Origin of the sequence: Roseibium album (assembly GCF_001404515.1) — a bacterium.
GTDB lineage: Bacteria > Pseudomonadota > Alphaproteobacteria > Rhizobiales > Stappiaceae > Roseibium > Roseibium album.
In genome coordinates, this window is sequence record NZ_CXWE01000012.1 from 100,941 (window position 1) to 112,366 (window position 11,426).

Sequence of the window (11,426 nt, forward strand, 5' to 3'; positions counted from 1 at the left end):
AGATGACTGCTTGTCACAACACGGTTTGAGATAAATTAGAAAAAATCAAATCATTGAACCTAAAAAACAGAATTAAGTCTAATTCGGTTGCAAGTCGCCAACGATCTCAATGATATCCATGTCAACTCAACCTGGAGGACTGGATATGGCAAAAGGCCGGGTAAAACGGGGAGGGCGCAAGGAACGATTGGCAATGCGCGCTGCCAAGCCCCTGGTTGATCCGTGTCCACCCGGCCAGACCGGTGGGCAGTACAAACCGCTTCAGGAAGGAGAACTCCGGCAGATTTATGAAACTGCACTCGAACTGCTTGAAAGACTGGGGCTTGGTGAAATCCCGGATCGTCTCAAAGGCGATCTCCTGGCCGCCGGTGCAACGGAATGTCTGGAAAGTCGCCTGAGTTTTCCGAAGGAACTTGTCGAAGAGGCAATCTCTCAAGCTGCCAAGACCTTTACGTTTCACGGTCGCGATGAGACCCGTTCGATCGTTGTCGGCGGAAATAGAGTATATTTCGGTACCGGTGGAGCCGCCGTTCAGACGCTTGACATGCAAAGCGGTGTGTATCGCCCTTCCACGCTTGAAGACCTGCATGATTTCACGAGGGTTCAGGATGTTTTGCAGAATGTCAGCTGGTTTACACGGTGCTGCGTTGCAACGGATGTAGCCGACAACTACGACCTCGACGTCAACACGGTTTATGCTCTTCTCAAGAACACGACAAAGCCGGTCGCCACGTCCTTCACGATTCCCGAGCACGTGGCGCCAATCGTTGAAATGCTGGATATCGCTGCCGGTGGTCCGGGAAAATTCGCCGAGCGGCCGTTCCTCAAAGCGCATATCAGTCCGGTGATTTCACCGTTGCGCTATGGTGAGGACGCCGTTGGCGTGGTTTACGAATGCATCAGGCACAACATTCCAATGTCATGCATTACGGCCGCTCAGGCGGGCGCAACCGCGCCAGCCACTCTTGCCGGGTTTCTCGCACAGTCGCTGGCGGAAACCCTGGCAAGTCTTGTGATGGTGCACGCGATTCAGCCCGGTTTTCCGATGATTTTCTCAAACTGGCCGCTGGTCATCGATCTCCGGACCGGGGCGTTTTCCGGCGGCGGCGGAGAAACGGCCGTCCTCAATGCGGCTTCCGCGCAACTGACCAACTGGTTGGGTCTGCCATCCGGCGTTGCATCGTCAATGACCGATGCCAAGGCCATCGATGCGCAAGCCGGTGTTGAAAAGGGCATTACCAGCCTGGCGGCGGCCCTGGCGGGTGGAAATCTGATCTATGAAAGTTCGGGCATGACTGCGTCATTGCTCGGCGCCAGCTTCGAGGCATTTGTTCTCGATGATGAAATGCACTCGCTGACCTATCGGGCGTTGCGCGGAATTGAGGTGTCACCCGAGACCCTGGCATTTGAGGCCATTCGTGATGCCGTGCTGGGAGAAGGACACTTTCTGGGTGGGCAGAATACCTATCAAGCTATGGAGCGGGACTATTTTTATCCGTCACTTGCCGACAGGGACGAACCGAGGACCTGGGCCCGGAACGGAGCACAGGATGCGTGGAACCGCGCACGCCAGCGCGCCGCAGATATTCTCAAAGACCACCATCCAACCTACCTGACACCAAAGCAAGACGAGCAAATACGAGCCCGGTTCAAGATTTTGTAAATGGCAATCGGAATACCAGTATTACAAACAAAAACAAATAATTATTCAATAATTTTAAAGTCTTCTTTTAGCCATGGATTTGATCCGTGAAGAGGTTCGACAACGGCATCCTGGATCAGGGTCCTTATTGCCGTGTCCACAAGATCCAAGACTGATCGTGAGCAGTCTGCATTCGCCAGAATTGCGAGCGTTCGCGCGAAGCCCTTGCCGGGAAAACGATGCATTTCGACATCGGACTGAAAACGACGGGCTCTTGAAAACAACAGGGGTGTCGTGATGGTCCAGCCCGTGCCGGCTGCGACCATGGCCAGAAGTGTCTGGTTGTTTCCGCATTCGAACCTGTGTGGAGGTGAAATTTCCATCCTGCGCAACTGGGCTTCGATCTGCCTGGCGATGAACAGATTGCCTGAAAACCTTAGGAACGGGAGATTTGCACCGCCACCCACGATCTCTTTCGGTGTCCGTCCCGTGTTTTTTGGAACAACGAGAACAAAGGGATCGCGCATCAAGGGCCGGTCAATGAAATCCCGTGTCCTTTCTGTCGGCGATGCCGCGATGCCGATATCCAATTGGCGATTGCGCAACATCTGCACAATCATGTGGCTGGAATCCGTGTGATAGAGAAAGTCGCAGTTCGGCATCGTTCCGAAAAGGGAAACGGCAAGCGAGGGAATAATGTCGCTGTCAAAGTCCTCAATCGTCCCGAGGCGCAGATACCTTGCTTCCGACATGTTCCCGGCTGCAGCTTCCGCTCTCGCTTTTCGAAGTTCGTGCAGCGCATTGTCGATATTGCGAAGAAATATCTTGCCTGTTGGTGTCAGGATGAGAGGGCGCCGGGAATGATCGAATAGATCAGCGCGCAGCGCTTCCTCCAGACTGCGAAGATGATGTGAGACGGTGCTGGCTGACAGGCCGGTTTCGGTGGCAACAGCCTGAAGTGATCCTCTGTGGGCACACAACTGGAACAACTCCAGACCCTTGAGACTCAGATCCCTGATATCCGTTTGTTGAAGCATTGCTGCCCTGCGCCTGTAAAAGTCGATCATGTAATTCTATCTTTTCGAAGTAATAATGCAATTTTTTCACAAAATCGAGTTGCTCCTGTTTCTGCGGGAAAATGTGTGGAAGCGTAGTCATCGAACAGCGAAATTGCGGACTTTGATCGGCGCGAGCCAGGTGCAAGACAAAGATTGCCCAAGTGGTTTTGATCGAGTGGTTTTCATTGTCCCGGCTGATCCTTGTCGACATACGCAAGCAAAAACCAACAAGCGGGTACCAACACGGAAAGTCTCAAGACGGGAGGAAGCAAATGAACGAGGGGCTGAAAGCGGCAGGATCGATGAATCGCCGCACTTTTTTACAGACAACAGGCGCTGCCACTGTTTTGGCGAGCAGCGTTTTCCCGCGTTCGGCGGTGGCCGCCCCGAAACGTGGCGGCGTCATTCGTGTCGCCAAGGGACACGGACAAACCACCGACACGCTTGATCCCGGAACCTGGGAAAACGGGTTCATGATCGCCCTGGCCTATGGTTTCAACGGGTATCTGACGGGTGTTGCCGCGGACGGTTCGGTGGAGCCGCAGCTTGCCGAAAGCTGGGAGGCTGACTCCGAAGCGAAAATCTGGCGATTCAAGTTACGCCCGGGTGTCACCTTCCATTCAGGAAAGTCGATAACGCCCGAAGATGTCGTGGCTTCGATCGACTTTCACCGCGGAGAAGCTTCGACATCTGCAGCCAAACCGTTGCTTGGCTCGATTGAGGACATCTCGATTGACGGGCACACGATTGTCTTTGCACTGTCTGCCGGGAGCGCCGATTTCCCGTTTACATTTACCGATTATCACCTGGCCATCCTGCCGGCCGGAAATGGATCCATTGACTGGCGCTCGCAAGATGGTGCGGGTCCCTACAAGCTGACCGATTTCGATCCGGGTGTTTCCGCAACGCTGACGCGCTTTGACAATGACTGGGACAGCGAACGTGGTTTCTTTGACGGTGTCGAGTTGCTTGCCATTGTTGACCTGAATGCGCGGACAACGGCCCTGATTTCCGGGGACGTTCATGTAATCGACAAGCTGGATCTGAAGACCGTTGGCCTGATGGGGCGCCGGCCGGAACTGACCATCCACTCGGTAGCCGGCAATCAGCACTACACCTTCGCCATGTCCACAAACAAGGATCCCTACACCGATAAGAATGTGCGGCTTGCGTTGAAACACGCCATCAACCGCCAGGAACTGGTCGACAAGATCCTCTTCGGCTACGGCGCCGTCGGAAACGATCATCCGATCGGACAAGGTCAGCAATTCTTCAACAGCGAACTTGAACAAAGAACCTATGATCCGGACAAGGCAAGGTTCCATCTGAAGGAATCCGGACTTGACGGCTTGTCAGTATCGCTTTCGGCGGCGGATGCCGCATTTCCCGGAGCCGTGGATGCCGCGGTCCTTTACCAGCAATCGGCAGGCGCAGCGGGGATAACTCTCGACATCAACAGGGTGCCGAATGATGGCTACTGGTCGGATGTCTGGATGAAAGACCCGTTTTCGGCGGTCTATTGGGGTGGTCGTCCGGTTGAAGATGCCATGTTCACGACCGCCTATGCCTCAGGTGCAGCGTGGAACGACACATTCTGGGACAACGCGAAATTCAACGATCTTCTGGTCGCTGCTCGTGCCGAGTTGAACACCGACAAGCGACGGACGATGTACTATGAAATGCAGTCTGTCCTGAACGAGGATGGCGGCGCGATCGTTCCGATGTTCGCCAACTATGTCTTTGCAACGGCAAAGGACGTGGTTGTCAGCGAGGCCATGGCCTCCAACTGGGACATGGACGGTGAACGCTGGATGGAACGCTGGTCGTTTGTCTGAAGCAAATTGGTGAGGGCGGTTCACCCGACCTTGCCACTTCGCTTGTCAGACGCTCTACGCTCATTCAGACGGCATCATATGTTGCTGCCGGCACGCGCGAACTCGAAATTGTTTTGGAAAAAATGGCTCCCCAGGCCGGACTCGAACCAGCGACCCAGCGATTAACAGTCGCTTGCTCTACCAACTGAGCTACTGGGGATCACCACGTCGGGGCCGGTGCGAAACCGATCCCGTCGATGGAGATGCGTATATCAAAGGCTTGATCCGTTTGCCAAGCCCCCGCGCGTGTTTTTTTCACCCTGTCATCATTTTTTTGTTTCTGGAGTGGAAAATTGCAAGGATAACAGGGCGTTAATGATAACCTGGACTTTGGAAAACTGTTCAAACCACTGAGCTCGTTTACCGGCTTCAAACCGTCTTTCCGCGAGGGGCCTGCGCCTGGAAGGCGTGGGTTCGGCGCCTGCCGCCGTTGCCGAGACCTTTTCTGAAGATCGATTCCGGTGCTTGTCTCCGGCTGAATATGTGTTTAGGAAGGATTTCGACGGTTTCGGTGACGGCAAATGGCCTGATCCGGATGAAACGGGAATCCGGTGTCTGCGTCTGACGCCAATCCGGAGCTGCCCCCGCAACTGTAAACGGCGAGCGACTGCACGAAAACCACTGGTCAGGGAAGACCGGGAAGGGGTGCAGGAGGCAACCAGCCGTGAGCCAGGAGACCGGCCGTCAATTGTGCAACCCTTGGCGCTGTCGGGTGGACAGCGGGGAGAAAGATGTGAGCGAAAGTTCAGGATCAAGGTCCACGCTTGTCTTCGGCGGTGCCCGTTCCGGCAAGAGCCGTTTCGCCGAACGCCTTGCCATAAATTCCGGTCTGGAAAGGGTCTACGTTGCAACCGGTGCAGCGTATGATGATGAAATGGCGGACCGGATTGCCGCGCATCGGCAACAGCGTGGCGACAGCTGGATCACGATTGAAGAGCAGCTCGACATTGAAAACCTGCTTTTGTCCGAGTGCCGTCCCGGGCGGGTGCTGCTGGTGGACTGCCTGACGCTCTGGCTTTCCAATATGACGTTCGCCGACAGGGATATTCCGGCCCACGCCGCAAAACTCTGTGCCGCAATCAGGCAGGTGCGAGGTGCCTGTATTTTCGTATCAAACGAAGTCGGCATGGGGATCGTGCCGGAGAACAGTCTTTCAAGGTCGTTCCGCGATGCGCAGGGACGACTCAATCAGGATATCGCTGACGCTTGCAACCAGGTCGTCTTTGTGGCTGCCGGTCTGCCCTTGCTGATGAAACCCCACACGCAATTGGAAATCACACCATGACGACACAGAACCTGCAGCCGGGTCAGAAAATTCCGGCAACGATTGTCACCGGGTTTCTGGGCGCCGGAAAAACGACGCTGATCCGCAATCTCCTGCAAAACGCCAACGGCAAGAGAATTGCCTTGATTGTCAACGAGTTTGGCGACATGGGCTTTGACGGATCCCTGGTCAATGGCTGTGCCGACCCGGATTGTGCTGCCGAGGAAGTGGTGGAACTCACCAACGGCTGTATCTGCTGTACGGTTGCCGACGACTTCCTGCCAACCATGGAAATGCTGCTTTCCCGGGAAACACCACCAGAGCATATTGTCATCGAAACGTCCGGTCTGGCACTCCCCCAGCCGCTCGTGCGGGCGTTCTCGTGGCCAAGTGTCAAGACCAGGGTGACGGTCGACGGCGTGGTAACTGTTCTTGACGCTGCGGCCCTGGCGGAGGGCAGGATCGCACTCGATGAGGAAGCCCTGGAGGCACAGCGCGCCGCGGACGAGGCGCTGGATCACGAAAGTCCGGTTGAGGAACTGTTTCAAGACCAATTGCGTTGCGCCGACCTTGTTGTTCTCAACAAGGCGGATCTTGTGGCAGCAGACACATTGAAGTCGGTCGAAAGCGGCATTCAGGCAGAGATCCGCCCGGCTGTTCACATCGTCTCCTCGGAAAATGGCACGCTGCCGATCGAGGTATTGCTCGGCCGCCAGTCCGCGGCTGAAGATGATATGGCGGCGCGGCACGAGCATCACCATCATCATCACGATGATGACCACGAAGATCATGATGACCACCATAACCATCATGATCACCACCATCATGACGATTTCGAGAGCCACGTTCTTGAGGTTCCCGCCTTCGACGCACTGAAAACAGCCGAAACGAAGGTTCTTGAAGCAATGGCACTTAAAGGTGTGCTTCGGATCAAGGGTGCGATTCGGATAGAAGGCAAATCGGCGCCGGCCATGGTTCAGGCTGTTGGCCCACGCGTGGAGACCTGGTTTGCGGCTGGCGCCGAGAGTTCCGGCAGATTGGTCGTGATCGGTCTCAAGGGTTTCGATCTTGAAGCTGTGAGCGCATTGCTTGGCACCCTAAGGGCTGCCGCCTGATTTCGGCGAACTTTCCAGGGAATTGGTCCTGCTCGGGAAACTCCCCGTCGGGAAACAGCAAGAAGAAGACACGACCTGATGCACATTCTCGCCAGCCAGACGCGAAGAATTGACGACGGCGGTGACGCTGTCGATCTGGGGCAGGCACCGGCCGACATCCTGTTCCTGTCTGCAGCTGACACGGAATTGGGCAGTTTTTCTGCCGCACATTCTGCGCTGGGGACCGACAGCGCGAGCCTGAGACTGGCCAACCTCATGGCGTTGTCGCACCCCTATTCGGTGGACCTTTATGCGGAACAGACCGTTCGAGGGTCAAGGTTGGTCATCCTGCGCATTCTGGGGGGCATTGAATACTGGCGATACGGGATCGAGCGTTTCGAAGAGGAAGTTCGGGCGTATGACCTCGATCTCATTGTTGTCCCGGGCGACGACAAATGGGACGAGGCGCTGACGGCAAGATCGACCCGGACGAAGGCGGAAGTGCACCGTTTCTGGCGCTACTGTGTTGAAGGCGGTGCGGGAAACTATGCCAACGCGCTACGTTTTGCTGCCTCTCTGATCGGCTCGGGGGACGAGCCTGCGCAACCGGTACCGCTACCCCGTGCAGGGATCTATCAGAAAGGCCAACCGGCAGCCGACCTGGATACGCTAATGGCCACCTGGACAGAAAAGTCCAGACCGGTCGCAGCAATCACCTTCTATCGGGCGCTGGTCCAGGGCGCGCAGACAGCGCCTGTCGATTCGCTGGTCGAGGTACTCGACCAGGCCGGCATCAACGCGTTGCCGATCTTTGTTTCCAGTTTGAAGGAAGCGGAATCCGTTGCGATCCTGGAAAGCCTCCTAGCCGGAGCAAAGCCGGACGTCATCCTGAACGGCACGGCGTTTGCGGTCTCCAAGGCAGGAAGAACACATCAGCCGACACCCCTGGACAGGATCAACAAGCCGGTATTGCAGGTGGTGTTCTCCTCGTCTTCGAAGGAGGGCTGGGAGGAAAGTGATCAGGGCCTGTCGATCCGTGATCTGGCGATGCATGTGGTTCTGCCCGAAATCGACGGACGCATTCTGTCCCGCGCGGTTTCCTTCAAGGAAGAAGGCGTTTTTGATGAAGCCACCCAGTCAACTCCCGTTCGCTTCACGCCGGTGCCGGACCGGATCCGATTCGTATCGGACCTGGCGGCCAACTGGGCAAGGCTTGGAAGAATCCCGGAAAGCGAAAAAAAGACAGCACTGATCCTGGCGAATTATCCGAACAAGGATGGCCGTCTTGCCAATGGAGTCGGCCTCGATACCCCGGCTTCCTGTGTGTCGCTGCTGGCTGCAATGCGCGCTGCGGGATATGACATCGGCCACGCTCCGGAAAGTTCTGCCGGTCTTCTGGACATTCTTACATCCGGCGTCACCAATGCGTTGCCCGGGCGAAGGGAACGCGTGTATTTCGAGGAACTTTCCCTTGTCGACTACCAGCGTTCATACAGCAGGTTGCCGGACAAGCTGAAAACAGCCGTGACCGGTCGTTGGGGAGCTCCGGAGGAGGACCCGCACCTTGTCGACGGGAAATTCAGGCTGGCACTTCATCGCTTCGGCAATCAGATCGTCGGTATCCAGCCCGCACGCGGTTACAATATCGACCCGAAGGAAACCTATCACGATCCGGATCTTGTTCCGCCGCACCACTATTTCGCTTTTTACATCTGGCTGCGACAGAGTTTCAGCGTCGATGCAATAGTTCATCTCGGCAAGCATGGCAATCTGGAATGGTTGCCGGGAAAAGCACTTGCCCTGTCGGAGAATTGCTATCCGGAAGCTGTGCTCGGACCTGTTCCCAATATCTACCCCTTTATCGTAAACGATCCGGGCGAGGGCGCGCAGGCAAAGCGGAGAACCTCCGCTGTCATTGTCGATCACCTTACGCCGCCGTTGACGCGGGCCGAAAGTCACGGCGTGGCAGAAGAGCTGGAAACGTTGCTGGATGAGTATTATCTCGCCAGCGGCGTCGACCCGAGGCGTCTGAAAGCACTGACCAGCGACATTCTCGATGCGGCCACACGTCATGGTCTCGACCAGGACATCGGCATTGACGACACGATGGATGAGGACACACGCCTTGCTCGGCTCGACGCGCATCTTTGCGACCTGAAGGAACTCCAGATCCGGGATGGACTGCACATTCTTGGCCAAAGTCCCGTTTGCGATCAGCTTACCGATCTTCTTGCTGCACTCGCCCGCGTGCCGCGCGGCAAGGATGCCCATCAGGACAGCTTGCAGCGTGCCGTCGCGCGTGATCTGTCCTTGCACGGTTTTGACCCGCTCGATTGTGACTTTTCAGACACCTGGACCGGGGCGAAACCCGAAGTTCTCAAGGATGTCTCCAGCGCACCCTGGCGCTCCAACGGAGACACGGTCGAACGGATCGAGCTGTTGTGCCGTGACCTGATCGCAGGCAGCGTGATCGCGAAAGAAGCATGGCTGGAAACAAGGGCAGTCCTGGGCGATATCGAAGGTTCACTTCGACCCTCGGTGATGACGTCGGGACCAGCTGAAACGCACGCCGTATTGACAGCGCTGAGCGGAGGTTTTGTCGAACCCGGCCCGTCCGGCGCACCATCGCGCGGGCGCCCTGACGTCCTGCCTACAGGCAGAAACTTTTATTCTGTCGACGTTCGTGCCGTCCCGACTGAAACCGCATGGCGGCTAGGCAGGCAATCGGCGGATCTTGTAGCTGAGCGCTTTTTCCAGGAGGAAGGCGAGTGGCCGCAATCACTGGTCCTGACCTGCTGGGGCACTGCCAACATGCGCACGGGTGGCGACGATATCGCCCAGGCGATGGCGCTTATCGGCGCGCAGCCGGTTTGGGAACAGGGATCCGGCAGGGTGACCGGATTTGAAATCCTGAAACTCTCGGACCTCGGGCGACCGCGTATTGACGTCACTTTAAGGGTATCCGGGTTTTTCCGTGACGCGTTTCCCCACCAGATGGACCTGTTCGACAGCGCAGCACGGGCTGTCGGAGCTCTTGAAGAACCCGCTGACGCGAATCCTGTTGCGGCTCGGATGCGGTCTGAAAGAAGAAGATTGGAGACGGAAGGCCTGAGCGCCGACGAGGCAGCGATACGCGCCGGGTACCGTGTCTTCGGCTCAAAACCGGGTGCATACGGAGCCGGGCTCCAGGCCCTTGTCGATGAAGGGATCTGGCAGGAGAAAAGAGACTTTGCCGATACTTTCCTGACCTGGGGAGGATACGCCTATGGCGGGGGCGTATTGGGCGAAGGAGCGCGCAATGAACTGGAAACCCGTCTGGCCTCTGTCGATGCCGTTCTGCACAATCAGGACAATCGTGAACATGACCTTCTCGACAGCGACGACTATTACCAGTTTGAGGGTGGACTTGCCGCGACGGTTGAAACGCTGAAAGGCGATGCTCCAAAGGTCTATCACAATGATCATTCACGCCCGGAACGTCCGGTCGTGCGCTCTCTCTCCGAAGAAATCGGCCGGGTCGTGCGCGGACGCGCCGCCAATCCGAAGTGGATTAGGGGCGTCATGCGCCATGGTTACAAGGGCGCATTCGAGATGGTCGCAACGCTTGACTATCTTTTTGCATTTTCCGCAACAACCCGGGCGGTCAAAGACCATCATTTCGACCAGCTTTATGCAGCCTATATAGAAGCCGAAGAGGTTCGCGATTTTCTGAATGACGTCAATCCGGCCGGATATGCCGAAATGCTCGCCCGGTTTCAGGAGGCAATTGACCGAGGTCTCTGGACGCCAAGGCGCAATTCGACCCATTCTGCGCTGAAGGACTTGAAATCAACACTCGAAGGGAACCCTGCGCCGTGACAGCCGATAACGAAAAGCCGGAACTGACCGAAGAAGAACTGAACGCCCGTCACGCGGAAAAGATGCGCAAGAAAAAGGCGGCGCGCGACAAGATCATGGCGACCAAGACCATCGAAAAGGGGCTGCTGATCGTTCATACGGGCAAGGGAAAGGGCAAATCCACTGCCGGCTTCGGAATGGTGTTCCGTTCTCTCGGTCACGGTCACAAGGTAGGCGTTGTCCAGTTTGTCAAGGGACGGATCGAGACGGGTGAGCGCATGGCCCTGGACCGGTTTTCGGACCTTGTGACCATAAAACGTATGGGTGAAGGGTTTACCTGGGAAACGCAGGACCGGCAGCGGGATATCGAAGCTGCCGAACAGGCCTGGGAAGCTGCCAAGGAGATGATCCTGTCCGGTGATTACCGCCTGATCTTGTGTGACGAACTCAATATCGTCTTGCGCTACGACTACATTGATATCGCCGACGTGGTCGACTTCCTGAAAAACGAAAAGCCTAACGATGTCCATGTTGTCATCACGGGCCGCAATGCAAAGGACGAACTGATCGAGATCGCCGATCTCGTCACTGACATGACCCAGGTGAAACACCCGTTCCGGTCCGGCGTGAAACCACAGGAAGGCATCGAATTTTAAG

The 11,426-nt window shown here is 56.4% G+C and carries 7 protein-coding genes, 1 tRNA gene and 1 riboswitch; of the genes, 6 read left to right on the forward strand and 2 right to left on the reverse strand.

The window, feature by feature from the left end; genetic code table 11:
* The first annotated feature begins 145 nt into the window (after positions 1-145).
* A complete protein-coding gene (locus LA5095_RS28990; protein ID WP_055391451.1) occupies positions 146-1,663 on the forward strand; it encodes a trimethylamine methyltransferase family protein in 1,518 nt (505 codons plus the stop codon).
* A gap of 41 nt (positions 1,664-1,704) precedes the next feature.
* Here LA5095_RS28990 and LA5095_RS28995 read toward each other — a convergent pair whose 3' ends face one another.
* Positions 1,705-2,709 (reverse strand): LysR family transcriptional regulator, encoded by a 1,005-nt coding sequence (locus LA5095_RS28995; protein ID WP_208992908.1) that lies wholly within the window; start codon positions 2,707-2,709, stop codon positions 1,705-1,707.
* Between the two features lie 263 nt (positions 2,710-2,972).
* On the opposite strand from LA5095_RS28995, the gene LA5095_RS29000 reads away from it, so the two are divergent.
* Entirely contained in the window at positions 2,973-4,535 is a 1,563-nt protein-coding gene (locus LA5095_RS29000; protein WP_055391481.1) for an ABC transporter substrate-binding protein, read from the forward strand.
* 123 nt (positions 4,536-4,658) lie between these two features.
* On the opposite strand, the gene LA5095_RS29005 is transcribed toward LA5095_RS29000, so the two are convergent.
* A tRNA-Asn gene (locus LA5095_RS29005) sits at positions 4,659-4,734 on the reverse strand.
* A gap of 326 nt (positions 4,735-5,060) precedes the next feature.
* Positions 5,061-5,274: riboswitch (cobalamin riboswitch) on the forward strand.
* A 33-nt stretch (positions 5,275-5,307) separates the two neighbouring features.
* On the opposite strand from LA5095_RS29005, the gene cobU reads away from it, so the two are divergent.
* From cobU to cobO, 4 genes are all read left to right on the forward strand, one after another.
* Positions 5,308-5,859 carry a bifunctional adenosylcobinamide kinase/adenosylcobinamide-phosphate guanylyltransferase gene (cobU, locus tag LA5095_RS29010; protein ID WP_055391482.1) on the forward strand — a complete coding sequence of 184 codons (552 nt, stop codon included), beginning with the start codon at positions 5,308-5,310 and terminating at the stop codon, positions 5,857-5,859.
* Positions 5,856-6,953, forward strand: a complete 1,098-nt coding sequence (gene cobW / locus LA5095_RS29015; RefSeq protein ID WP_055391452.1) for a cobalamin biosynthesis protein CobW — start codon at positions 5,856-5,858, stop codon at positions 6,951-6,953. Before cobU ends, cobW begins: the two co-directional genes overlap by 4 nt.
* Before the next feature lie 78 nt (positions 6,954-7,031).
* Complete coding sequence (cobN, locus tag LA5095_RS29020) at positions 7,032-10,790, forward strand: cobaltochelatase subunit CobN (RefSeq protein WP_055391453.1); 3,759 nt, start codon at positions 7,032-7,034, stop codon at positions 10,788-10,790.
* Positions 10,787-11,425 carry a cob(I)yrinic acid a,c-diamide adenosyltransferase gene (cobO, locus tag LA5095_RS29025; RefSeq protein WP_055391454.1) on the forward strand — a complete coding sequence of 213 codons (639 nt, stop codon included), beginning with the start codon at positions 10,787-10,789 and terminating at the stop codon, positions 11,423-11,425. Before cobN ends, cobO begins: the two co-directional genes overlap by 4 nt.
* Position 11,426 lies beyond the last annotated feature (1 nt).